The 23,024-nt window shown below is 72.9% G+C and carries 17 protein-coding genes and 1 pseudogene; 8 read left to right on the top strand and 10 right to left on the bottom strand.

The annotated features are described in order from the left end of the window. Window positions 1-3 precede the first annotated feature (3 nt). Both V4F39_RS11385 and V4F39_RS11390 read right to left on the bottom strand, forming a co-directional pair. A complete protein-coding gene (locus V4F39_RS11385; RefSeq protein ID WP_332289508.1) occupies window positions 4-621 on the bottom strand; it encodes a methylamine utilization protein in 618 nt (205 codons plus the stop codon). Then, complete coding sequence (locus V4F39_RS11390) at window positions 614-1,069, bottom strand: group I truncated hemoglobin (protein WP_332289509.1); 456 nt, start codon at window positions 1,067-1,069, stop codon at window positions 614-616. Before V4F39_RS11390 ends, V4F39_RS11385 begins: the two co-directional genes overlap by 8 nt. A gap of 155 nt (window positions 1,070-1,224) precedes the next feature. Between V4F39_RS11390 and V4F39_RS11395 the strand changes: the two genes are divergently transcribed. Continuing rightward, on the top strand, window positions 1,225-3,456 hold the full coding sequence (locus tag V4F39_RS11395; protein WP_332289510.1) for a sensor domain-containing protein: 2,232 nt from the start codon (window positions 1,225-1,227) through the stop codon (window positions 3,454-3,456). A gap of 202 nt (window positions 3,457-3,658) precedes the next feature. Then, complete coding sequence (locus tag V4F39_RS11400) at window positions 3,659-9,922, top strand: hypothetical protein (protein WP_332289512.1); 6,264 nt, start codon at window positions 3,659-3,661, stop codon at window positions 9,920-9,922. A gap of 21 nt (window positions 9,923-9,943) precedes the next feature. Here the strand turns inward: V4F39_RS11400 and dbpA are convergent, their stop codons facing one another. After that, window positions 9,944-11,377, bottom strand: coding sequence for an ATP-dependent RNA helicase DbpA (dbpA, locus tag V4F39_RS11405; RefSeq protein WP_332289514.1), 1,434 nt, complete (start codon window positions 11,375-11,377; stop codon window positions 9,944-9,946). Window positions 11,378-11,436: 59 nt separating this feature from the next. On the opposite strand from dbpA, the gene V4F39_RS11410 reads away from it, so the two are divergent. Together V4F39_RS11410 and V4F39_RS11415 are read left to right on the top strand one after the other, a co-directional pair. Continuing rightward, window positions 11,437-13,686, top strand: a complete 2,250-nt coding sequence (locus tag V4F39_RS11410; protein WP_332289516.1) for a helicase-related protein — start codon at window positions 11,437-11,439, stop codon at window positions 13,684-13,686. Between the two features lie 17 nt (window positions 13,687-13,703). Beyond that, entirely contained in the window at window positions 13,704-14,201 is a 498-nt protein-coding gene (locus V4F39_RS11415; RefSeq protein WP_332289517.1) for a M48 family metallopeptidase, read from the top strand. Between the two features lie 14 nt (window positions 14,202-14,215). On the opposite strand, the gene V4F39_RS11420 is transcribed toward V4F39_RS11415, so the two are convergent. The 3 genes from V4F39_RS11420 to V4F39_RS11430 all read right to left on the bottom strand — a co-directional run bounded on the left by V4F39_RS11420 (window position 14,216) and on the right by V4F39_RS11430 (window position 16,288). Next, window positions 14,216-14,539 (bottom strand): type II toxin-antitoxin system Phd/YefM family antitoxin, encoded by a 324-nt coding sequence (locus tag V4F39_RS11420; RefSeq protein WP_332289518.1) that lies wholly within the window; start codon window positions 14,537-14,539, stop codon window positions 14,216-14,218. Between the two features lie 100 nt (window positions 14,540-14,639). Continuing rightward, window positions 14,640-15,050 carry a YgiW/YdeI family stress tolerance OB fold protein gene (locus V4F39_RS11425; protein ID WP_332289519.1) on the bottom strand — a complete coding sequence of 137 codons (411 nt, stop codon included), beginning with the start codon at window positions 15,048-15,050 and terminating at the stop codon, window positions 14,640-14,642. 56 nt (window positions 15,051-15,106) lie between these two features. Beyond that, window positions 15,107-16,288 (bottom strand): DUF5666 domain-containing protein, encoded by a 1,182-nt coding sequence (locus tag V4F39_RS11430; RefSeq protein WP_332289520.1) that lies wholly within the window; start codon window positions 16,286-16,288, stop codon window positions 15,107-15,109. 109 nt (window positions 16,289-16,397) lie between these two features. On the opposite strand from V4F39_RS11430, the gene V4F39_RS11435 reads away from it, so the two are divergent. Genes V4F39_RS11435 through V4F39_RS11445 form a run of 3 tightly spaced genes read left to right on the top strand, consistent with a single transcriptional unit; the run spans window position 16,398 to window position 19,093 of the window. Beyond that, entirely contained in the window at window positions 16,398-17,105 is a 708-nt protein-coding gene (locus V4F39_RS11435; RefSeq protein WP_332289521.1) for a PepSY domain-containing protein, read from the top strand. A gap of 4 nt (window positions 17,106-17,109) precedes the next feature. After that, window positions 17,110-17,793, top strand: a complete 684-nt coding sequence (locus V4F39_RS11440) for a response regulator transcription factor (protein ID WP_332289522.1) — start codon at window positions 17,110-17,112, stop codon at window positions 17,791-17,793. Further along, window positions 17,762-19,093 (top strand): sensor histidine kinase, encoded by a 1,332-nt coding sequence (locus V4F39_RS11445; RefSeq protein WP_332289523.1) that lies wholly within the window; start codon window positions 17,762-17,764, stop codon window positions 19,091-19,093. The genes V4F39_RS11440 and V4F39_RS11445 overlap by 32 nt, the downstream gene beginning before the upstream one ends. Here V4F39_RS11445 and V4F39_RS11450 read toward each other — a convergent pair whose 3' ends face one another. Continuing rightward, the gene (locus tag V4F39_RS11450) at window positions 19,094-19,615 is read right to left on the bottom strand and encodes a hypothetical protein (RefSeq protein ID WP_332289524.1); all 522 of its coding nucleotides are present in this window, start codon (window positions 19,613-19,615) and stop codon (window positions 19,094-19,096) included. 10 nt (window positions 19,616-19,625) lie between these two features. After that, window positions 19,626-19,868, bottom strand: coding sequence for a hypothetical protein (locus V4F39_RS11455; RefSeq protein WP_332289525.1), 243 nt, complete (start codon window positions 19,866-19,868; stop codon window positions 19,626-19,628). A 199-nt stretch (window positions 19,869-20,067) separates the two neighbouring features. Here V4F39_RS11455 and V4F39_RS11460 point away from each other — a divergent pair, with 199 nt between their 5' ends. Continuing rightward, window positions 20,068-21,447 carry a PQQ-dependent sugar dehydrogenase gene (locus tag V4F39_RS11460; protein ID WP_378235147.1) on the top strand — a complete coding sequence of 460 codons (1,380 nt, stop codon included), beginning with the start codon at window positions 20,068-20,070 and terminating at the stop codon, window positions 21,445-21,447. Here the strand turns inward: V4F39_RS11460 and V4F39_RS11465 are convergent. Beyond that, a complete protein-coding gene (locus tag V4F39_RS11465; protein WP_332289526.1) occupies window positions 21,414-22,316 on the bottom strand; it encodes a LysR family transcriptional regulator in 903 nt (300 codons plus the stop codon). The two genes, V4F39_RS11460 and V4F39_RS11465, sit on opposite strands and share 34 nt — an antisense overlap. A gap of 23 nt (window positions 22,317-22,339) precedes the next feature. Further along, window positions 22,340-23,024: pseudogene (locus V4F39_RS11470) on the bottom strand (hypothetical protein); the annotation flags it as partial.

Genomic DNA, 23,024 nt, shown 5'->3' on the forward strand with positions numbered 1-23,024 from the left:
AGCTCAGCCCCCGGCGGCGATCTGCACCGCCGCACGCACCGGCGTGCCGCCCACCTGCAGCGGCACCTCGGCCGGCAGCGCGGTGCCGGGCTGGCTGAAGTGCCAGGCGCGCAGCAGGTGGCTGCCCGCTGGAAGCTCCAGCTTGGCCTGGCCCTGCGCGTCGGTCTTGGCGAAGAGGGGCGTGTCGACGACATGCACCCAGGCCGTCATGCGGTCGTGCACGTTGCAGCCGAGCGCGGCGGTGCCGGGCCTGTCGAAGACGACCGGCTTGGCCGGCGTGCCGGCGTAGAGCTTCAGCTCGAACGTGCGCACGGGCGAGAACGAATAGACGTGGTGGCGCACCGTGTCGAAATTGGGAAAGCTCACCGAGGTGCCGGTCTGCACCACGGTCACGTGCGGCTGGAACTGCTTGTCGCGCTGGCCGATCTCGGCGGTGGCGGTGGTGGTCTGCTGCGGCTGGCCCTTGACCAGCGCATACACCACCGCCTCCTGCAGCGGCTTGCCCGCCGAGTCCGTGACGGTGACCGTCACTGGCGCCGCCGACGCCGCGCCTGCCAGCATGGCGGCCGCCAGCACGGCACCGTCGGCCCGCCGGCGCAAGTGCAGCCGCCGCTCAGCCACGGGGCGCCGCCCTGGCGACGTCGCCCTGCCTCGCCGGCGCCAGCTGCCGCAGCAATTCGTTCTTGGCCGATGGCGGCACGTGGGCGCGATCGAGCTCCTGGCGCAGGAGCGTGACGAGCGCGTCGAACTCGGCATCGGTGATCTGGAGGCCATTGTGGGCATCGGCCATCGCCTCGCCCCCGGGGGCGCAAACGCCGCCCGACACCTGGCACAGCTGCCAGGCCAGGCCCTGCTTCAGCGTGACCAGGTGCACGCCCTCGAAGCCGCGCCGCGTGCGCGGGTCGGCGACGGCACGGTCGACGGTGCGCGCCGCCACGAGGTCGACCCGGGGGGCGCCGCCGAGGCGTTCGTACAGCGACGGCGGGATCTCGGGCGCGCTGGCACAGGCGGCCAGCACGACCGGCAGGACGGCCGCGGCAGCGACACGGCGTTTTGCGGGGTGCAACATGGACAGCAGGAAGGACATCGCGCGCCGCAGTAGACCTCAAGCCCGCCCGCCCGCAACCGAAAAACAGCAGGGCTTCCGGCGCCCTTATCGGCCCCTGCGCGCAGGGGCCGGGCAGCCCCCGTCGCAGACCATCCGCCCTCGCCAGGGATCCATCGATGAATTTCCAGATGTCCACGCAGGACGCACGAGCGGGAGACCCACGGCAGGACCCCCAGCGGCTGCTGTCCATGGCCGTCAACGAGAGCGACATCGCGGTGATCGTCGCGGACGAGCGCCGCCGCATCATCTTCGCGAACGCCGGCTGCACCCGCATGTTCGGCTACGAGATGCACGAGCTGCTCGGCCGCCGGCCGGGCGATGTGCTGGCGGGGCCCCATACCGACCCGTCGACGCTGGCGGCCATCCAGGATCCGGCGCTCGACGACCGCAGCCACAGCGCCGAGATGCTGACCTACACCCGGGACCACCGGCCTCGCTGGGTCTCGGTGGCGGTCAATCCGGTACACGACGTGCAGGGCCGGCTGTGCAACTTCGTGACCGTGCTGACGGACATCACCCACACCAAGCTGCACGAGGTGCTGCAGTACCGCGTGCTCGACGCCATGGTGCGCGAGGTGCCGATGCACGACCTGCTGATGCTGCTGTGCCGCGAGGTGGAGCGCATCGCGCCCGAGGCGCTGACCTCGATCATGACGGTCGACGAGGACAACCGCCTGCGCCCGCTGGCCGCGCCGCGCATGCCGGAAGCCTTCACGCAGTGGATCGACGGCCAGCCGATCGGGCCCGACCACGGCTCCTGCGGCACCGCGGCGTGGCTGAACGAGCCGGTGATGGCGGCCGACATCGCGACCGACGAGCGCTGGAACCGCTACCGCGAGATCGCCGGCCCGCTCGGCATCGCCGCTTGCTGGGCCAACCCCATCCGCAGCAGCGACGGGCAGGTGATGGGCACTTTCGCCTTCTACTACCGCACCCCCGGCGAGCCGAGCGTGCTGCACCGCCGGCTGGTCGACCTGAGCCTGCACCTGTGCGCGCTGATCCTGGAGCGCGAGCGCACCAAGGAGCACATCCACCAGCTGGCCTTCTACGACACGCTGACCAGCCTGCCCAACCGGGCGCTGCTGCGCGCCAAGACCGAACGTGCGCTGCACGACGCGCAGCGCACCGGCTCGCCGCTGGCGGTGGTGTTCGTCGACCTCGACCGCTTCAAGCAGGTCAACGACACCTACGGCCATACGGTGGGCGACGGCCTGCTGACCGAGCTGGCCCGCCGGCTGCAGGGCATCGCCCGCACCAGCGACATCGTCGGCAGGCTCTCGGGCGACGAGTTCGTCGTGGTGCTGCCGCAGTGCGGCGCGGACCGCGCGGTCACCGCGGTCGAGCGGCTGGTCGCCGCGGTGGCCAAGCCGGTGGCCGTCGCGGGCGTGACGCTGCATCCGGGCGCCAGCGTGGGCGTGGCGCTGTTCCCCGAAGACGGCACCGACATCGACACGCTGATCCGCCATGCCGACATGGCGATGTACCAGGCCAAGACGCAGGAGCGCGGCGGCTTCCGCTTCTTCAGCGCCGAGCTGAACCGCGCCGCGCACGAACGCGCGATGCTCGAGACGGACCTGCGCGCCGCGCTGGGCGCCGGCGGCGGGCTGCAGCTGCACTACCAGCCGCAGGTGGCCAGCACCGACGGCCTGCTGCAGGGCGTGGAGGCGCTGCTGCGCTGGAACCACCCGACGCTGGGCGCGGTGCCGCCGCTGCGCCTGGTGGCGCTGGCCGAGGAATGCGGGCTGATCCGCCAGCTCGGCCAATGGGTGCTCGACCGGGCCTGCCGGGAGATGGCAGGCTGGCGCCGCCGCGGCGTGCGGGTGCCGCACGTGGCGGTGAACCTCTCGGCGAGCAACTTCCTCGACACCGCCCTGCCGGAGTTCATCGGGCAGCTGCTAGAGCGGCACGGGCTGGCGCCGGTCGACCTGACGGTGGAGATGACCGAAGGCGTGATGCTCAACCCCGACCCGCTGGTGCTGGCCACCGTGCAGGCCGTGCATGCGCTGGGCGTGCAGGTCTCGCTCGACGACTTCGGCACCGGCTACTCGAGCCTGAGCCACTTGCACCGCCTGCCGATCCGCGAGCTCAAGCTCGACAAGAGCTTCGTGCAGGACATCGAGCACGACGAGATGGCCCGCGCGCTGACGGTGTCGGTGCTGCGCATCGGCAAGTCGCTCGGCATGACGGTGGTGGCCGAAGGCGTCGAGACCGAGGCGCAGCGCCATTTCGTGGCCGGCGAAGGCTGCCCGGTGATGCAGGGCTACCTGATCTCGCGGCCCGTGCCGGCGGACGAGCTGGAGGCGTGGATCGAGGAGCGGTCCGCTGCCGCGGAGCCCTTGCCGGCCTGACGGCCCGGTGAAGCCCGGCCGCGCCGCGGCGGCCGGCCGGCAGGCCCGCCGGGGATCGATCGCGCCTGAGACGCACAGAACAGTCTTGAGACGCAGGGAAATTGCTGCGGCGGGCAGGCCTGCCTAGCATCGTTCATCGCTCGGCGAGCCCTGCGCTCGACCACGCGCCCACCCGATCTTCGCCCCCACCAGCGAGCCTGCGATGCCTGCTTTCCCATGCCTTCCCGCGCGTTTCCGACTCCACCCGCTGCACCTGCCGTTGAGGCAGTGCCTGGCGGTTTCTTCGGCCGGCCTGTTGTTGTACGCCGCACATGCCGCGGCCGCCCCGGCCGCCGCCCAGCCGGCACTGGCCGCGGCCTCTTCCGCGGCGGCGAAGGCCAAGGCCAAGGCCCGGAAGGCGCCCACCGCGCGCCCGCTCGCCGCGGCGCCCCTGGCCGCGGCGGTGGCCGTGGTGGAAGACAGTTCGGGCGGACCGGGTGCCGCCGGCGCGAACGGTTCCTGCCATTCGCCCGACCCTGATTGCGCCTTCAGCGGCAGCGGCACCGGCGGCGATGCGCCGGCGGCCCCGACCGGCGGCGCCCAGACCCTGCAGTACGCCGCCGGCACCGCCCTGGCCGGCGATGGCAGCCATGCCGCGCTGCTCGTCCGCGCCAACGGCGGTTCGGGCGGCAAGGGCGGCGATGCGCACGGCGGCGGCCTGGCCCCCGTCTGGCACAACGGCGGCGCCGCCGCGGCGGGCGGCGCGGCCGGCACGCTGACCCTGGGGTTCGATCCCGGCAGCTCCGCGACCAGCGGCAACGGCAGCACGGCCACGGTGCAGGTGATCGCATCGGGGGGCCAGGGCGGCACCGGCGGCAACGGCGGCAACTTCGGATCGAGCGGCGCCAACGGCGACGGGGGCACAGGCGGGGTCATCACCCTGCACAACAACGCCGACAGCATCACCAACAGCTCGGCCTACAACGGCAGCGCACTGGCGCCGGCCGCCATCCAGATCAGCTCGTCCGGCGGCAACGGGGGCGGCCCCGGCGGCGGCGCCGCGACATCGTCGGATTCCGCGACCGGCAAGGCCGGCGGGGCCGGCGGGGACGGCGGCTCGATCCTCTACCTGTCGGTCGGCGCGACCGCCGGCGCCATCACCTCCAGCGGCTCCGGCATCGTGGTGGTGAGCCAGGGTGGGCACGGCGGCGATGGTGCCGAAGCCAGCGCCGAATACAACAGCGCCAAGGGCGGCGTCGGCGGCGCGGGCGGCTCGGGGGGCACGGCGACCGTCTCCCTGGCCACCACGGCCACCCTCACCGGGCGGGGCGTGGATGGCGCCGGCACGGCCGCCACGATCATCGTGGACCCGAACAATCCGGCCGCCCAGGCCGCGTCCTCGTTCGTGTCGGCCGGCGTGCTGGTGCAGAGCCTCGGTGGCCAGGGCGGATCGGGCGGCAGCGGCAACGGCAGCTTCGGCCCCGGGTCCGGCGGTGGCGGCGGGGCCGCGGGCAGCGGCAACCTCGTCGCGGTGTACACCAGCGGCACGAGCATCAGCATGTCGGACTACGGCGCCTCGGCCATCGTCGGGCAGAGCGTGGGCGGCTCGGGCGGCAATGGCGCCGGCGCCGGCTCGGCCTTCGGCGTCAAGGGCGGCAACGGCGGTGCGGCCGGCGCCGGCCGCTTGGTCGTCGTCGAGACCGACGACCGCAGCGACGGCAACGGCCATGCGCTGATCAGGACCACCGGCGACGACGCCACGGTGGTGATCGCGCAGAGCATCGGCGGCGGCGGCGGCAACGGCGCCAGCGTCCGGGTCTCGACGCTGTCGCCCGTGGCCATCTCGCTCGGCGGCAATGCCGAGCAGGGTGGCGACGGCGGGCAGGTCCAGGTGCAGAACGGCTCGATCGATCCCGACAGCCAGGTGCTGACGCCGGGCGCCGTGATCTCCAGCAAGGGCCTGCGGTCGGCCGGCATGCTGGCGCAGAGCATCGGCGGCGGCGGCGGCGTGGGCGGCAGCGCCAGTGCCTCGGCGATCGGCGGCTTCGTGTCGCTGTCCATCGGCGGCGTGGGCGGCAAGGGCGGCGACGCGGTCACGCGCGACACCGGCGGCACCGTCTACACGCAGGTCACCGCCAACAACTACGGCGTGATCCAGACCGAAGGCCAGCACTCGCGCGGCATCGATGCGCAGGCGATCGGCGGCGGCGGCGGTGCCGGCGGCGCTGCGTCGTCGGTCACCGTGGGCGGCCAGATCACGATGGCGAGCGCGGTGGGGGGCAACGGCGGCAAGGGCGGCGATGCCGGCCCGGTGGTCGCCTACAACCAGGGCCAGATCAACACGCTGGCCGCCAACTCGGCCGCGATCAGCGTGCAGAGCGTGGGCGGCGGCGGCGGCCACGGCGGCGCCAGCTGGACCGAGACGCTGCAGGCCGTGACCATGCCGGATACACCGTCTGTCAACATGACCGTGACGATCGGCGGCATCGGCGGCACGGGCGGCGACGGCGGCAGCGTGCACGGCACCAACGCGGGCTCCATCATCACGCAGGGCGGGGCGTCGAACGGGCTGTTCGCCCAGAGCGTGGGCGGCGGCGGGGGCGACGGCGGCGATGCCGGCAACCGCAGCATCGGCGTGGAGAACTCCAACGTCAACGCGCACGTCGTGGTCGGCGGCAACGGGGGCACGGGCGGCGTCGGCGGCAGCGTGCTGGCCGACAACACCGGCTTCATGATGACCCAGGGCTTCTGGGCCTCGGGCATCGTCGCGCAGAGCATCGGCGGCGGCGGCGGCATGGGCGGGCTCGGCAAGACCGACACCGCCTCCCTGCTGAGCGACAACAAGGCCGTGGAGTTCTCGCTGGCGATGGGCGGCGTGGGCGGCAGCGGCGGGATCGGCGGCGACGTGACCGTCAACAACACCGGCGGCTCGATCCTGACGATGGGCAACCTGTCGAACGGCATCTTCGCGCAGAGCGTGGGCGGCGGCGGCGGCGCCGGCGCCGCGGGCAACGCAGGCGGCTCCGGCGGCACGGTCTCGGTCAACATCGGCATCGGCGGCGCGGGCGGCAGCGGCAACCACGGCGGCACGGTCAACGTCAACAACACCGGCGCGATCATGACGACCGGTGCGGCCTCGGCGGCCATCTACGCCCAGAGCATCGGCGGCGGCGGCGGCAGCGGCGGCGGTGCCACGGCGGGCGGCGGCACCGACCCCGAGCTGACGGTGACCGACTACCTCGCCGGCACGGTCGGCATCGGCACCAACGTGACGAAGTACAGCGACGGCATCTACGGCTTCGCGCATGACCAGCTGATCGGGGACGGCGCACTCAAGAGCATGACGACCGCGTTCCAGAACTACGTCGAGCAGAACCCGCCCGGCGCGCCGTTCCCCGAGCCGGAGCCCAACCCGATGAAGATCACCAGCCTGGACGTCGGCGGTGCCAACGCCGGCAAGGGCGGTGCCGGCGGCGACGGCAACGCGGTGAGCGTCGTGAACGCAGGCAGCGCGCAGATCCTGACGCTGTCGCCCGGCTCCGAAGGCATCTACGCACAAAGCGTGGGCGGCGGCGGCGGCGACGGCGGCGCGGCGCAGGCGAGCAACAACCCGCAGGGCTTCAAGAACGCCGACGGCAAGAGCTTCTCGGCCGCCTTCGGCATCGGCGGCAAGGGCGGCTCGGCCGGCGAGGGCGGCCTGGTGACCGTCATCAACAACGGCAGCATCGAGACCGACGGTGCGTTCTCCGCCGGCGTCTTTGCGCAGAGCGTGGGCGGCGGCGGCGGCAAGGGCGGCGCCACCGCCTCGAGCTGGCAGCAGATCGAGGCGGTGAACTTCCAGCTCGGCGGCGACGGCGGCTCCAACGGCGATGGCGGCAACGTGACGGTGCAGTTCACCGACCGGACCCACGCCGCCATCGTGACCCGCGGCAACGCCTCGGCAGGCATCCTGGCCCACAGCATCGGCGGCGGCGGCGGCGTGGGCATGCTCGGGGCGACGGTGCCCAACACCGGCGGCGGGCAGGGCCAGAGCGATGTGCCGCTGCTGCCGGTGGACTTCACGCCCGCGGTGATCACGCTGCACATCGGCGGCGACGACGGCGAGGCCAATTGCGGCGCCACCGGCCGCAAGGCCGCGGGGTGCGGCAACGGCTCGCTGGTGGAAGTGGATGCCGCCGACGTATCGACCGCCGGCACCAACTCGCACGGCATCGTCGCGCAGAGCATCGGCGGCGGCGGCGGCGCCATCCTCGGCGCGCCGGCGAGCGGCAATGCGTTTTTCGGCGGCAATGCCATGGTGGGCAACGGCGGCGAAGTGCGCGTGTCGGTCGGCATCAACGGGCCGAACGACCACTCCAACGACCTGATGACCACCGGCGGCGGCGCATACGGCATCATCGCGCAGAGCATCGGCGGCGGCGGCCTGCTGGCGGGCGACCTGTCGACGGCCGCGGCCAGCGCCACCGGCCCGAAGTTCACCGCCAACACCGCCTCCGACGGCACCGGTGGCGACGTCAGCGTCAACGTCTACCAGTCGGCCTGGGTGCGCACCACCGGCGCCAACGCGCATGCCATCTTTGCGCAGAGCGTGGGCGGCGGCGGCGGCCTGGTCGCCAGCAGCGACACCGGCCTGCTGATGGGCACGGCCGGCGGCTCGGGCAACTCGGGCAACGTGGTGGTGAACAACTACAGCTACGTGCAGGCCACCGGCGCCGGCTCGAGCGCGATCTTCGTCAACGCCGACGGCCAGGCCGGCAACACCGGCACCGCCACGGTCAACAGCTACAACACCGTGTGGGGCAATTCGAGCGCCCCGGCGATCGTGTTCTCGGGCAACGGCCACGGCACGCTCAACAACACCTGGTTCATCGCCAACACCAATGGCACCGCGGTGGAAGCGCGCGGCACCTCGGTCGACGTGCACAACACCACCGCCCTCGGCCAGATCTACGGCAACCTGAACCTCGGCCCGAACGGCACGCTGGACAACCAGGCCCTGTGGGCGACCAACGACCAGAGCACCATCTCGAAGGTGAACAACCAGGGCACGATCAACATCTGGGGCGCCAACTACGACCAGATGGCCGACAGCCGGCTGACCGGCAACCTGGTCAGCTCCGGCACCCTGCACAGCCGGGTCGATTTTCAGAACCAGGTGGGCGGCAAGCTGGTCGTCAGCGGCAGTGCGGCGCTGACCGGGGGCGTGATCTCGCTGACGGCGGCGACGATGGCGCCCAAGCCCGTCACGGTGCTGTCCGCCGGCACGCTGTCGGTCGACCCGTCGGTCACGGTGCGCGACGACTCCGCGGCGCAGCTCTTCACCTACATGGTGGACACCTCCGGCAACGCGATCACCGTCACGCCGTTCGCCCGGTTTTCCCAGGTGGCGGCGGCCCAGCGCCTGAGCGGCGCCCAGCGTGCCGTCGCCGACCACCTGCAGGCCGGCTTCGTGCCCGGGCTGTCGGACACGATGGCGAAGCACTACGCGCAGGTGGGCGCACTGCCGTCGGCGCAGGGCTACGCGGACCAGCTCGACCGGCTCGGCAACGAGGCATCGCAATCGGTGGGCACGGCCATCCACGTGGGCAGCATCGGCTTCGTCGAGCGGATGAACAGCTGTCCGCAGTTCGAGGGCGGCGACGGCACGCTGCGCGAGCGCGACTGCCTGTGGTCGCGCGCCGATGGCCAGCGTGTGCACCGCAGCGGCAGCGGCAAGCCGCTCGGCTACGCCCAGGAGAACTACCAGGTCCAGTTCGGCGGCCAGCGCGGCCTGGGGAACGGCTGGTTCATCGGCGGGTCGTTCGGCTACGACACGAGCCGGCTGACGACCGGCATGGCCCACGCCGTCAGCGGCCACGGCGTGACGGCGGGGCTGGTGGCCAAGCGCGAGGTCGGCGACTGGCTGTTCTCGGGCGCCGTCAACATCGGCCGCGGCAGCTACGACAGCCGGCGCCAGATCACGCTCGGCACCGACAGGGCCACCGCCGAGGGCAGCTTCGACGCGACGCATGTCGGGCTGCACGGCCGGATCTCGCGCCATGTGACGCTCGACAGCTGGTACCTGAAGCCCTACGTCGACGTGCATGCAACGCGGCTGCGCACCGGGGGGTACCAGGAGACCGGTGCCGACGAACTCGGCCTGCTCGTCCGGTCGGAAAGCGACACGGTGTTCGCGGTGTCGCCGATGCTCGAGGTGGGCAAGCGCCTGGACCTGGCCAACGGCATGCGCCTGCGCGGCCTGGTGGCGGTGGGGTTCACGAACTACAGCCGCAACGACTGGAGCGCGCAATCCCGCTTCAGCGGCGCAGCGGCCGAAGCCGGCGCCTTCCGCTCCACCGCGGAACTGCCCTCGACCCGGTTGAAGCTGCGCATCGGCGCCAACCTGTACACCGCGCAGGCCGTCGACCTGAAGCTCGAGTACACCGGGGAGCACGCCCACGGCTACCACGCCAACGCCGGTACGCTGAAGTTCAGCTACCTGTTCTGACGCCCGGCCGGCGCGTGCCCCTCAATCCCCCAGCAGCCGCACCTTCACGCTGCGGCCCTTGATCTTGCCGGCCGACAGGCGCTGCAGGGCCTCGGCCGCGATGCCGGCCTCCACCGCCACGTAGGTCGAGAACTCGTTGACGTTGATCTTGCCGACCTGCGCCGCCGCGTAGCCCAGGTCCTTGGTCAGCGCGCCCAGCACGTCGCCGGGGCGGATCTTCTCCTTGCGGCCGCCGACGATCTGCAGCGTGCGCATCGGCGGGCGCAGCGGATGCGCCGGATCCGCATCGGCCAGCGCCGCCAGCGGCTCCCATTCGGTGGTGAAGCCGAGCGCCGTCTCCAGCTGCCCGACCCGGCCCATCTCGTCCAGGCTGGCCAGGCTGAAGGCCCAGCCGGCCTCGTCGATGCGGCCGGTGCGGCCGATGCGATGGGTATGGGTGGCCGGATCGGGCGTGATGTCGACGTTGATCACCGCCTCGAGCTGCGCGATGTCGAGGCCGCGCGCGGCGATGTCGGTGGCCACCAGCACGCTGCAGCTGCGGTTGGCGAAGCGCACCAGCACCTGGTCGCGGTCGCGCTGGTCGAGGTCGCCGTGCAGCTCCAGCGCCGCGAAGCCCTGCGCCCGCAGCACCTCCACCAGGTCGCGGCACTGCTGCTTGGTGTTGCAGAAGGCGATGGTGCTGACGGGCCGGTAGTGGTTCAGCAGCATCGACACGGCATGCAGCCGCTGGTCTTCGGCGACCTCGACGAAGCGCTGGCGGATCTTGCCCGCCGCGTGGGTCGACAGCAGCTTCACCTCCTTGGGCTCGCGCAGGAAGCGCGCGCTCAGCTTGGCGATGCCTTCGGGGTAGGTGGCCGAGAACAGCAGCGTCTGCCGCTGGGCGGGGCACTGCTTCGCCACGGTGGCGATGTCGTCGAAGAAGCCCATGTCCAGCATGCGGTCGGCCTCGTCGAGCACCAGCGTGTTGAGCGCCTGCAGGTCGAGGCTGCCGCGCTCCAGGTGGTCCAGGATGCGGCCCGGCGTGCCGACGACGATGTGCGCGCCGTGCTCCAGGCTGGCGAGCTGCGGGCGCATCGTGCTGCCGCCGCACAGCGTCAGGATCTTGATGTGGTCCTCGGCGCGGGCGAGGCGCCGCAGCTCCTGGGTGACCTGGTCGGCCAGTTCGCGCGTGGGGCACAGCACGAGGGACTGCACCGCGAAGCGGCGCGGGTTCAGGTTGGCCAGCAGTGCCAGCGCGAAGGCGGCGGTCTTGCCGCTGCCCGTCTTGGCCTGGGCGATCAGGTCGTGCCCCGCCAGCGTGAGCGGCAGCGTGGCGGCCTGGATGGGGGTCATCGCGGTGTAGCCCAGGCGCTGCAGGTTTTCCAGCGTGGCGGGGGGCAGCGGCAGCGTGCCGAAGTCGGTGGAAGCGCCGGCGGCCGGGGCGATGCCCGGGGCCGTGGAGGGTGTTGCGGTCATGCGCGATTATCGGAGCGCCATGCCTGAGACACTCGGGGGCTTCGCTGCACCCCTTCTCGATGCCCAATTCCCCTGCCCCGCTGGCCACCGCCGCCGCTCCAGAACACCTGAACCTGCCCAACCCGCGCCACGCCGCGCGGCTGCCCGCCCACATCGGCAAGGCCGAGCTGTCGGCCATCCGCCACCACGCCTACGCGCTGCCGCAGGTGGTCAAGCCCACCGACTACCTCGACGAACGCAGCCCGGGCCTGGAGCAGCACCTCGACAAGCTGGGCCTGGTGTTGTTGCAGAAGGCCGCGGCCGGCGCCCGCCCGAGCCGCTGGATCGCCCCGGCGCTGATGGACAGCGCCCTCGCCCACATCGCCGCCGTGGGCACCGCCCCCGATGCCCGCCCGCGGATGCTCGAACGCACCGCCGCCCTCGAGGCCCTGGGCGTGCAACGCCGCGCGGGCGAATGGACGCGCCTCGTGCGGCAGACGCTCAAGCCGAGCGAGCCGGGCTGGCAGATCCCCGTGCTGTACCGGGTGCCGGTGTCGGCCGACGGCGTGTGGGCGTTCTACCGCAGCGGCGACCGCGACGCGCTGCTGGCCGCGCTGGGGCCCGCGCCGCAGCATCCCCAGGCGCCGGCCCTGCTGGCGCACCTGGAGGCGCTGATCGCCCGCAGCCGTGCCCACGGTGCACGCCACCTCGCCTCGCTCCTGCCGCGGCTGCAGGCCGAATGCGCCACGCCACAGCCGATGGCGGACCTGATGGCCGCCTGCACCCGTGCCCAGGACCGCTGGGAGCACCAGGCGGCCGAGCTCGACACGCTGGAGGGCCTGAACACCGAGCTCGCCTTCCAGGGCTACCCCGACACCTTCGAGAAGGCGCGCCGGCTGCAGCGCAACGTCACGCTGTACGTCGGCCCGCCCAACAGCGGCAAGACCCACGCCGCGTTCGAGCGCCTGGCCCAGGCCCACGACGGCGCCTACCTCGCCCCGCTGCGGCTGCTGGCGCTCGAGGGGCGCGACCGGCTGGTGGCGCGCGGCGTGCCGTGCTCGCTGCTGACCGGCGAGGAGAACGTCCCGGCGCCCGGCGCCCGCGCGGTGTCGAGCACGATCGAGATGGTCAACACCCAGCAGCCGATCGACGTCGCCGTGATCGACGAGGCGCAGATGATCTTCGACAGCGCGCGCGGCTGGGCCTGGACGCAGGCCATCGTCGCGGTGCCGGCGAAGGAGGTGGTGATCATCTGCTCGGCCTACGCGGTGCAGGCGATCGAGAACCTGCTCGGGCTGTGCGGCGAACGCTGCACCGTGCGCCACTTCGAGCGCAAGCAGCACGTGGAGCTGCTGCCGCAGCCGGTGCCGATGGCCTCGCTGAAGCTGGGCGACGCGGTGGTGGCCTTCAGCCGCCGCGACGTGCTCATGCTGCGCGACCAGATCGCCGCCAACGGCCATCCGGTCAGCGTGATCTACGGCGCACTGCCGCCCGAGGTGCGGCGCCGCGAGGCCGAGCGCTTCGCGCAGGGCGAATCGCACATCCTGGTGGCCACCGATGCGATCGGCATGGGCCTCAACCTGCCGATCCGCCGGGTGCTGTTCAGCACCATGACCAAGTTCGACGGCCAGGGCGACCGCACGCTCACCGATTCCGAGGTGCACCAGATCGCCGGGCGCGCCGGCCGCTACGGCATCCACGAGGAGGGTTTCGTCGGCGTGCTGAAGGATGCCGAGGCCTCGGCCCAGCGCACGCTGAAGGAGCTGCTGCCCCGCACGCCGCGGGCGCCCAGCGACTTCAAGGCCCCGGTGGCCCCGAACGGCTGGCACGTCGACACCATCGCGCAGCGCATGAACAAGACGCGGCTGCGCGAGGTGCTGGACGTCTTCATGGACCAGCTGCGGCTCGACGACGCGCACTTCGCGGTGGCCGAGCTGGAGCAGATGCTGGAGCTGGCCGAGCAGCTCGACCAGCACGCCGGGCGGCTGCCGCTGAAGCAGCGCTTCATCTACGCGCAGGCGCCGGTCGACACGCGCACGCCGACGCAGGTCCAGCAGTACCTGGACTGGGCCCACAACCACACGAACGCCGGCGTGGCGGGCCGGCCCGCCTTCCTCGACGAGGTGGACGGCCACAGCCGGCTCGACCGCATGGAGCAGGCGCTGCGCCTGTGCACGCTGTGGCTGTGGCTGGACCTGCGCTTTCCCGGCGTGTACGGCCACGTCGACGACGTGATCGGCCTGCGCAGCCGCCTGAACGACGGGATCGAACGGCAGCTCAAGGGCAAGCGGCCGCTCGCGCAGGCCCGGCGCCCCGGCGGGCGCCGCTGAGCGCGGGCAGCGCCGCCATGCCGCCGCTGAAGTACCTCGCCGGCTACCCCGCCGACCTGCTGGACCAGGTCCGCCGGGCCATCGACGACGGATCGCTCGGCCCGTCGCTCGCGCGCCGCTACCCCGAGGGGCACGAGGTGCGCACCGACCGCGCGCTGTACGACTACGTCACCGGCCTGCGCAGCCAGTACCTGCGCAACGCCGAGCCGCTGTCGAAGGTGGTCTACGACAACAAGCTGCAGGTGATCCGGCACGCGCTGGGCACCCACACCACGGTCGCCCGCGTGCAGGGCAACCGGCTGAAGGCCAAGCGCGAGATCCGCGTCGCCAGCCTGTTCAAGGAGGCGCCGGCCGCGTTCCTGCGGATGATCGTGGTGCACGAGCTGGCGCACCTGAAGGAATCCGACCACGGCAAGGCCTTCTACGCGCTGTGCACGCACATGGCGCCCGACTACCACCAGCTCGAGTTCGACCTGCGGCTGTGGCTGACGGCGTCGGAACTGGCGGTCGGCTGACCCGGTAAACATCCTCAGCCACGCTTCTTGGCGGCCTTGCCGGTGGCCGAGGCTGCGCGTCGCTGCTGAAGTTGGGCGATGGCAGCATCCGCGCCGTAGATGCGCCCCGCCTCGATGTCGGCCAGCCCGCGCCTGGCATCGTCGATCAGCAGCAGGTGGATGCGCTCGCGCTCCTGGCGGTGGTAGTAGTCCAGCCGCGCGGCATCGATCAGCGCGAAGTAGCTTTCACCGTTCTTGGTGATGATCTTCTCGGCGCCGGCCTTGGCCTGGTCGGCCAACTCGGACAGGTTGGCACGTGCCTGGGTGAAGGGCACCACATCACTGGCTGAAAAGCCCATGGCCGGCTCCTCTGAGGCGGATTGCAGAATGCTGTGCAGGCTAATGGAGCGCGGCGACGGCCGCGTACCGAGGGAAGATGCTCTATGGGCCCGCGGGCTCCTAGCGTGCCGGCGCCGAGGCAGGCGCGGCGGCGCCGGGCGCCGCGGACAGCAGCACCACCCGCTCGACGTCGATCTCGGGCGATTCCAGGAAGTCCTTCTCCACCTCGCCCTGGATCTCCAGCCGCGTCGTTTCGCTGACCTGCGCCTGCGGGAACACGTGGTCGTCGATCTCGACGCGGATCTGGCCGGAGCCGTCCGAGAAGAGGTACTTGTCGGAGCCCAGGTGGCGCACCAGCACGCCCTGCAGGCGCACGCGCTGGTCGTCGCGCCCCTCCTTCAACACCGCGGCCACCTGGCGCAGCTCCGGCGAGGCCGAGGGCCCCACGTACTGCGCATGCATCACCGCAGGCGCCGCCAGCAGCAGGCCGGCGGCGGCCGTGGCGAGGATCTTTCCGAACTTGGCTTTCATCGCGCTTCCTTCTTCATCGATGGGTCTGCGGCAGCCTCCGCGCCGCGCCGGTGGGTTCAATCGAACTCGACTTCGCTGGCCTGCAGCGTGTTGCCGTCGGCCGACAGCACGCCCGTGACCTCAACCTGCCGGCCCACGGCCAGCTGGGCCGCCGTGCCGTCCTCGAAGCGGGCGCCGGCATGCAGCACCTCGATGCCGCGCACGACGAACGACGGCACCGCCGCGTCGACACGCTCGATGGCGCCGCTGACCTCCAGGCCTTCGCCGGCGTCGCGGTCGTCGTCGAGTTCCACCTCGCGCGCGGTGATCACCCCGCCCGCCAGCGTGCCCTCGACCTCCACCCGCGCGCCCAGGCCCAGGCCCGCGGGCAGGCGCGCCACCTGGCTCGCGTCGACGGCCACCCCGTTCACCGAGAACGACGCCGGGCCGGCGTAAGCCGTGACCACGCCTTCGATTTCCGAGTTCACCCGGCCGGTGGGCAGGCCGGCCGCCGCGGCGGCGCCCTGGACGCGCGTGGCGGGCCAATGGCCGGCGGCATCGGGCGCGGACCGCAGTTCCACGCGCACCGTGGCGCCGTCGGCCAGCACGGCGGCGGCGGCAGGCAGGCCGGCATAGGAGACGGTCAGCGCGCCGATGCGGAAGGTCTGCGCCGCGGTGTCCAGGCCCTGCACCGCGCCGCGCAGCTTGTACGGGTCGTCGCCGTCCTCGCGCTCGATGCGCGTGGCCACGTAGGCGCCCGCGGCATCCAGGAAGCCGTAGACCTCCAGCACGTCGCCGGCGCGCACGCGGCCGAGGCCGCCGCGCAGGTCGTCGTCGAACACCGTCGAAGGCGTCACGCCGATGCGCTGGCCGAGGACGGTGAGCACCCCGGCGCCGGCATCGACGCTGGCGACCGGGCCTTCGATCTCGCTGCGGTAGCGGATCGTCGACGCGGGGGCGACCTGCCCGCCGCCGGCCGAGGTGACGGGCTCGCCCGCATGCACCTCGACCACCATGCCCAGCGCCAGCGCACCGGCGCCAACGGCGGCGCCCGCCTCGTCGTAGACGGTGGCGCCGGTCTCGTCGTAGCGCGCACCGTTGACCTGGACGGGCCCCAGCCCGTGCACCGCGCCCGAGGCATAGGTCGCCAGGGCCTGCGGTGCCGCGCTGCCGTCATCGCCGCCGCCCCCGCCGCCACAGGCCGCCAGCGCGCCGGCGGCCAGGCAGGTACCGGCCAGCTTGTACAAGGAATGCTTCATCTCGGCTCTCTCCCGTGTTGGACTGCGGCCATTGTTCGAAAGGCCGCCTAAATGCCGCCTGAACGCGCCGTTCATCGGCCGTTTAGGGGCTGCCCTTATGCTTGCGTGGATGCTCCGGTCCGTCGTCATCGCCGCCGCCCTGCTGTGCCCTGCGCTGGCGGTGCAGGCCGCCGACCACGACTCGGCCCGGCGGGCGGTCGAGGCGGGCAAGTTCAAGCCGCTGGCGGAGATCCTGGCGGCCGTGCAGGCCACCCATGCGGGCCGCGTGCTCGACGTCGAGCTCGAGAACGGCCCGGGCGGGCGGCCCTACTACGAGATCAAGCTGCTGAACAAGGACGGCCAGCGGGTGGAGCTGCATGTCGACGCCGTCACCGGCCTGGAGGTGAGCGCGCAGAACCGCCCGCCGGGCGGGCTGATGCCGATGGGCACGGTGCTGCGGCAGCTGCTCGCCGCGCAGCCCGGCCTCGTCAAGCACGCCGAGCTGGAGGAGCAGCGCGACCGCCGGCAGGTCTACGAGATCACGGTCGAGCTGGCCGACGGCCGCGAGCAGCGCTTCGTCGCGGATGCGCACACCGGACGCATGCTCAGCACCGACGGCAGCCGCATCAAGCCGCCCGGCACGCTGCAGCCGCTGCCCGACCTGATCGAGTCGATCGAGAAGCGCTACCGCGCCCGCGCGGTGGAGGTGGAGGTCAAGATGAACAGCCGGGGCGCGCCCTACTACGAGATCGAGCTGCAACTGCCGAACGGCCGCGGCCTGGAAGTGAACGTCGATGCGGTCACCGGCAAGGTGCTGCGCGAAGAACCGAACGACTGATCCGATGCGGGTGCTCATCGTCGAGGACGACCGCGCGCTGGCCACGAGCATCGCCGATGCGCTGGCCGAGGCGGGCATGCTGGCCGAGGTCTGCGCCGACGGCCGCGAGGCCGAGGCCCTGGGCTGGTCGGAGGACTACGACGCGGCCGTGCTCGACCTCGGCCTGCCGGGGCAGGACGGCCTTACCGTGCTGCGCCGCTGGCGCGAGCAGGGCCGGCACTTCCCGGTGCTGATCCTCACCGCGCGCCACCGCTGGAGCGACAAGCTCGCCGGCTTCGAGGCTGGCGCCGACGACTACCTCACCAAGCCCTTCCTGCAGGACGAGGTGGTGGTGCGGCTGCGTGCGCTGCACCGGCGCGCGCAGGGGCAGGCCGGCACCGTGCTCGCCGCGGGCCCGCTGGCGTTCGACACCCATGCCAACCGCTTCAGCCTGCATGGCGGCCCGCTCGCGCTCACCGCGCAGGAGCACCGCATCCTCGCCTACCTGATGCGCCGGCAGGGCGCGCTGGTCTCGCGCAGCGAGATCGCGGAGCACGTGTACGCGCGCGATCTCGACCCGGACTCCAACACGCTCGACGTGCTGATCGGCCGCATCCGCCGCAAGCTCGGCGTCGCGCTGATCCACACCGAGCGGGGGCTGGGCTACCGCCTGTCGCATGAGCCGGATCCGCTTGAAGACGGTGCTTGAGGCGGGGCTGGCGGCCCGGCTGATCCTGCTGGGCGTGCTGTCGGCGCTGCTGATCGCCACCACCGGCGGCCTGCTGCTGCGCCGGCAGCTGCACGAGGTGGTGCTGCGCAGCTTCGAGCAGGGCCTGGCCGAGCGCGTCGAGCGGGTGGCCGCCGAATTGCAGGCCGCCGCCGTGGACGGGATGCCGCTGGACGGCGCGGCCACGGCGGGCGAGTTCGGCCGCATCTTCTCGGGCTGGTACTGGCAGCTCGACGACGGCGGCGAGCCGCTGCGCTCGCGCTCGCTGTGGGACAGCGGGCTGGATCTCGCGGCGGCCCCGCCTGCCGCGGCGGGCGAACTCCGGCGCACGGCGGGCCCGCGGCAGGAGCCGCTGGCGGGCACCAGCCGCCCGCTGGCGCTGGCCGGGCGGCCCGCCACGCTGCATGTGTTCGGGCCCGTGGCCGACACCGACGTCGAGATGGCGCGCATCGACCGCGTGCTGCTGGGGCTGCAAGGCGCGTTCATCGCGGTGTTCACGCTGCTGACCGTGGCGCAGACGCGCATCGGCCTCGCCCCGATGCGCCGCCTGCAGGCCGCGCTGTCGCGCGTGCGCGGCGGGCAGGCACCGCGGGTGGAGGGCCGCTTCGGGCCCGACCTCGAGCCGCTGGCCGAGGAGATCAACCAGGTGCTGGACCGCAATGCGCAGATCGTCGAACGCGCGCGCCACCACGCCGGCAACCTCAGCCATGCGCTGAAGAAGCCGCTGGCGCTGCTGGGCGCCGAGGCGCGCAAGCCCGCCGTGGCGGGCACGCTGGTGCAGTCGCAGGTGCATGCGATGACGGTGCTGATCGACCGGCACCTCGCGCGCTCCGCCAGCGGCGCCGGCAACCTGCGCTGGATCGGCGTCGACGGCACGCTGCAGAGCCTCGTCGCGCTGATGCGCCAGCTGCATGCCGGCAAGGCGCTGCAATGGCAGGTGGAGGCGCAGACGGGCCTGCGCTGGAAAGGCGAGTCGACCGACCTGGAGGAGATGGCCGGCAACCTGCTCGACAACGCGGGCAAGTGGGCCGCCCGCCGTGTGCTGCTGCGGGCACACGGCACGGCGCAGGGCATCACGCTGCAGGTGGAGGACGACGGGCCCGGCCTGGCCGGCGAGGCGCTGGTACAGGCCCTGCAGCGCGGGCGCCGCTTCGACGAGAAAGTGGAAGGCAGCGGCCTGGGCCTGGCCATCGTCGGCGACATCGCCGAGACCTACGGCGGCAGTCTGGTGCTCGACAGGAGCCCGCTCGGCGGGCTGCGCTGCACGCTGCGGCTGGGGTGATCAGCGCGGCTTGGCGAAGCCGGCGTCCATCCACGCCATCGCGCTGGCGCGATCGAGCCGGAAGCCCGCCGCCACGCGCACCTGCGCGAGCGGCTCGCCCTGCGCGTCCTCGGCGCTGAGCAGCGCATGGGGGTCGTCCTCGTCCGGAACGATGTCCAGCGTCACGCTCACCGGGCCTTGCGGGCCGTTGACGGTGAGCTGCCGGTGCAGCAGCGCATGCAGTTGCTGCTCGTGGCGGCGCAGCACCTCGCTGGCGGTCTTCACGAGCGTGTTGAAGGCGGCGGTATCGAGCGGCTTGGGGTTCTTCTTGTCGCGCCCCATGGTCCATGGGCCGACCAGGGCCGGCTCGGGTTCACCCGCCTTGATCATCTCGACGGCCCAGCCGTCGTCGTCCTCGTTCTTGATGACACGCGCGGTCCAGCCGTTGTCCCGCCACAGGCGGGGCTCGTGGACCGCGGTGTCGGCGGCTTCTTCGGGGGAATGGGGGTCGCTGGGGGCGTCGTCGGGCGGAAGGGCAGTCATCGCGGCGATGTTAGCCGCGGGCCCGGGCGCCTCCCTGGAAGACCGCGAGGTCGAGCTGGCGCGGTTCCGGCTCCAGCAGCAGCTCTTCGGCGCCGCCTTCTTCGTGCTCGTCGGCGTAGACCGTCAGCCAGGCAGGCCCGCCCCAGGGGGCATCGTCGTCCAGCGAGCCGCAGCGCCGGGCGGGCTGCACCGGCCGCGAGACAGGCCGGGACCACCGCGGCGACGGATCCGAATTCCTTGCAACAGCAGACATGGTGCACTCCTGCAGCGGCCACCTGCGGCCGCTCAACATCCGGGAGGCTACGCCTTGCAGCGCCCCCCTGCCACCGGCGGTGGGAAGATCGCGGCATGCACTGACATGCACACGGCGTCTTGTCTTACAGGCAAACGGCCGATCGGCGAAAGTGCCCCCCGCGCGAGGCCGCAGGTACGTGTTTTGCCGCAAATTCCGCATGACACGCGCCGCCACGACAACCCTCCGACGGACGCCGCGCCTGGCCGCCCTGGCGATGCTCGCCGCGCTGCTGGCCGCCGGCTGCGGCGACACCGCCCAGCTGCAGTTGAGGGACGGCATCGGCGCCCAGCCCCAGCTGCCGCCGCCCAAGAAGACCTTGCTGCCCACCGTGCACGTGGCCGAGGCCACGGGCTGGCCGGCGGGTGCGGCGCCCACCACCGCACCCGGCACCACCGTCGTGCGCTTCGCCGAAGGCCTGGACCACCCGCGGTGGCTGCACGTGCTGCCCAACGGCGACGTGCTCGTGGCCGAGACCAACGCCCCGCCCCGCCCGCAGGAGGGCCAGGGCCTGAAAGGCTGGGTGATGCAGCAGGTGATGAAGCGTGCCGGCGCCGGCACGCCCAGCGCCAACCGCATCACGCTGCTGCGCGATGCCGACGGCGACGGCGTGGCCGAGCAGCGCTCGGTGTTCGCCGAGGGCCTGAACTCGCCGTTCGGCATGGCCCTGGTGGGCAGCAGCTTCTACGTCGCCAACGCCGATGCGCTCGTGCGCTACGCCTACACCGAGGGCGCGCAGCAGTTGCAGGGGCCGCCGCAGAAGGTGGCCGACCTGCCCGGCGGCCCGCGCAACCACCATTGGACGAAGAGCCTGATCGCCAGCCCCGACGGCAGCAAGCTCTACGCGGGCGTGGGCTCCAACAGCAACGTGGCCGAGAACGGCATGGCCGAGGAAGACCGGCGCGCCACCATCCTCGAGATCGACACCAGGACCGGCGCGCAGCGGGTGTTCGCCTCCGGGCTGCGCAACCCCGTCGGGATGGCGTGGGAGCCGACGGGCAGGACGCTGTGGGTCGCGGTGAACGAGCGGGACGAGATCGGCAGCGACCTGGTGCCCGACTACATGACCTCGGTGCGCGACGGCGGCTTCTACGGCTGGCCCTACAGCTACTTTGGCCAGCACGTGGACGAACGCGTGCAGCCGCCGCGGCCCGACCTCGTGCAGCAGGCCATCGTGCCGGACTACGCGCTGGGGCCCCACACCGCCTCGCTCGGGCTGGCCTGGTCGGGCGGCAACCAGCTGCCGCCGGCCTTCTCCAGCGGCATGTTCGTCGGCCAGCACGGCTCGTGGAACCGCAAGCCGCGCAGCGGCTACCGGGTGATCTTCGTGCCGTTCACCGCCGGCAAGCCCGCGGGCGAGCCGATCGAGGTACTGACCGGCTTCGTCAACGGGCAGGGCGAAGCCCAGGGCCGCCCGGTCGGCGTGGCCATCGATGCCCGCGGCGGCCTGCTGGTGGCCGACGACGTCGGCAACATCGTCTGGCGCGTGACGGGCAGCGCCGCGCCTCAGTCCACCGCGCCGGGGACCGTGAGCAGGTAGCGCCTGATCGCCTCCAGCGCGTGGCGCACCTTGGCCGGCTGGCCGTCGCGCTGCGGCGTCACCGCCCACACCGGGATGCGCGGGCCGCGCCAGCCCGGCAGCACCGGCACCAGGCGGCCGGCGCGCAGGTCGTCGTCGATGTCGGCGCGCACGGCCATCATCACGCCGAGGCCCGCGGCGCACAGCTGCTGCAGCGACAGCTGGTTGTTGCCCATGACGCGCGGCTCGATGCGCAGCGGCGCACGCTCGCCGGCGGGGCCGTTGAGCTCCACTGCCAGCGGCGTGCCGTCACGCCCGCCGCCGACCCACTGGTGGGCCGGCAGGTCGCCCGGCGCCTGCGGCACGCCCGCGCGCGCGAGGTAGGCCGGCGCCGCGCACAGCACGAAGTCGAAGCTGCACAGCCGCCGTGCGGCCCAGTTTGAATCGGCCAGCCGGCCGGCGCGCAGCGCGAGGTCGATGCGGGCGTCGATCAGGTCGATCATCGCGTCGTCCACCAGCAGGCTCAGCCGCAGGCCGGGATGCTCGGCCAGCAACGGCGCCAGCGCAGGCGCCACGTGCCGCGCGAAGCCCACCGGGGCCGACAGCCGCAGCTCCCCCTCGGGTGCATCGCGCGCCAGCGTCAGCTGCTGCCGCGCCCGCGCCGCGGCATCGACCAGCGCCTGGCAGTGCTCGGCAAGGCGGGCCCCGGCCTCGGTGAGGGCGATCTTGCGCGTGGAGCGGTGCAGCAACGTGACGCCGTGGGCCTGCTCCAGCGCCCGCAGCTGCTGGCTCACCGCCGAGGTGCTGATGCCCATGTGCCGCCCGGCCGCGCTCAGCGAGCCGGCCCGCACCACTTCGGCGAACAGCGCCAGGCGTTTCAGGTCGTCCATGCGGGGCGCCCGCTGCCGGCCGGCTACAGCGCGTAGGCCACCGCGCCCTTGCCGTCGATGGAGACCCGGCCGCTGTCGAGCAGGCGGTCGAGCACCCGCGCGGTGGTCGTGTCGTCGGCCGCCTTGCCGAGCAGCGAACGGATGGTCGCCACCAGCCGCGCCCGGCGTGCCGGCTTGTTGGCGGTCTTGCGCAGGCTGGCCTCGACGTGCTTCAGCGCCTTGTTCAGGTCGAAGGCCGGCGCCGGCGGCACGGCGGGTGCGGGTGGCGCCACGGGTGCGGCGGCGGGTTCGGGGGCCTTCGCCGCGGCGGCGCGGGCCGCCTTGGCGGCCGGCTTCTTGCGGGCCGGCGGTGCCGCGTCGGCCGCGGGCTCGGCGGGCGCAGCCGGCGGCGGCGCCGCCACGGCCTTGCGTGCCGCGGACTTGCGCGCCGCCTTCTTGGCCGGCGCAGCAGGCTGCTGCGCCGCAGCCTTCTTCGCGGGCACGGCGGCGTCGGCGTCGGCAACGGGCTCGGCCACCGCGGCGCTCGTGACGCGGGTGGCGGCTTCGGCCGCCGCCTTGCCGCGCGTGGACTTGCGGGCCGCGGCCTTCTTGGCGGCGGGCCGCTGCGGCGCGGGCTCGGCGGCCGGCGCCCCTGCAGCCGTGGACGGCACGGCAGCTTCGGCGGCCGCCGCCGCGCTCGGCGCGGGCGCCGGCTGGGGTGCGGGCCTC

It is taken from the genome of Aquincola agrisoli, from assembly GCF_036621135.1.
GTDB classification, from domain to species: Bacteria; Pseudomonadota; Gammaproteobacteria; order Burkholderiales; family Burkholderiaceae_C; genus Aquincola; species Aquincola agrisoli.

Coding starts and splice junctions, on each gene's coding strand:
- V4F39_RS11425 (WP_332289519.1), bottom strand. CDS start 15,050: ATGAAAGCCAAGTTCGGAAAGATCCTCGCCACGGCCGCCGCCGGCCTG.
- V4F39_RS11435 (WP_332289521.1), top strand. CDS start 16,398: ATGCTCCGGTCCGTCGTCATCGCCGCCGCCCTGCTGTGCCCTGCGCTG.
- V4F39_RS11455 (WP_332289525.1), bottom strand. CDS start 19,868: ATGTCTGCTGTTGCAAGGAATTCGGATCCGTCGCCGCGGTGGTCCCGG.
- V4F39_RS11460 (WP_378235147.1), top strand. CDS start 20,068: ATGACACGCGCCGCCACGACAACCCTCCGACGGACGCCGCGCCTGGCC.
- V4F39_RS11395 (WP_332289510.1), top strand. CDS start 1,225: ATGAATTTCCAGATGTCCACGCAGGACGCACGAGCGGGAGACCCACGG.
- V4F39_RS11420 (WP_332289518.1), bottom strand. CDS start 14,539: ATGGGCTTTTCAGCCAGTGATGTGGTGCCCTTCACCCAGGCACGTGCC.
- V4F39_RS11410 (WP_332289516.1), top strand. CDS start 11,437: ATGCCCAATTCCCCTGCCCCGCTGGCCACCGCCGCCGCTCCAGAACAC.
- V4F39_RS11400 (WP_332289512.1), top strand. CDS start 3,659: ATGCCTGCTTTCCCATGCCTTCCCGCGCGTTTCCGACTCCACCCGCTG.
- V4F39_RS11465 (WP_332289526.1), bottom strand. CDS start 22,316: ATGGACGACCTGAAACGCCTGGCGCTGTTCGCCGAAGTGGTGCGGGCC.
- V4F39_RS11390 (WP_332289509.1), bottom strand. CDS start 1,069: ATGTTGCACCCCGCAAAACGCCGTGTCGCTGCCGCGGCCGTCCTGCCG.
- dbpA (WP_332289514.1), bottom strand. CDS start 11,377: ATGACCGCAACACCCTCCACGGCCCCGGGCATCGCCCCGGCCGCCGGC.
- V4F39_RS11430 (WP_332289520.1), bottom strand. CDS start 16,288: ATGAAGCATTCCTTGTACAAGCTGGCCGGTACCTGCCTGGCCGCCGGC.
- V4F39_RS11440 (WP_332289522.1), top strand. CDS start 17,110: ATGCGGGTGCTCATCGTCGAGGACGACCGCGCGCTGGCCACGAGCATC.
- V4F39_RS11450 (WP_332289524.1), bottom strand. CDS start 19,615: ATGACTGCCCTTCCGCCCGACGACGCCCCCAGCGACCCCCATTCCCCC.
- V4F39_RS11445 (WP_332289523.1), top strand. CDS start 17,762: ATGAGCCGGATCCGCTTGAAGACGGTGCTTGAGGCGGGGCTGGCGGCC.
- V4F39_RS11415 (WP_332289517.1), top strand. CDS start 13,704: ATGCCGCCGCTGAAGTACCTCGCCGGCTACCCCGCCGACCTGCTGGAC.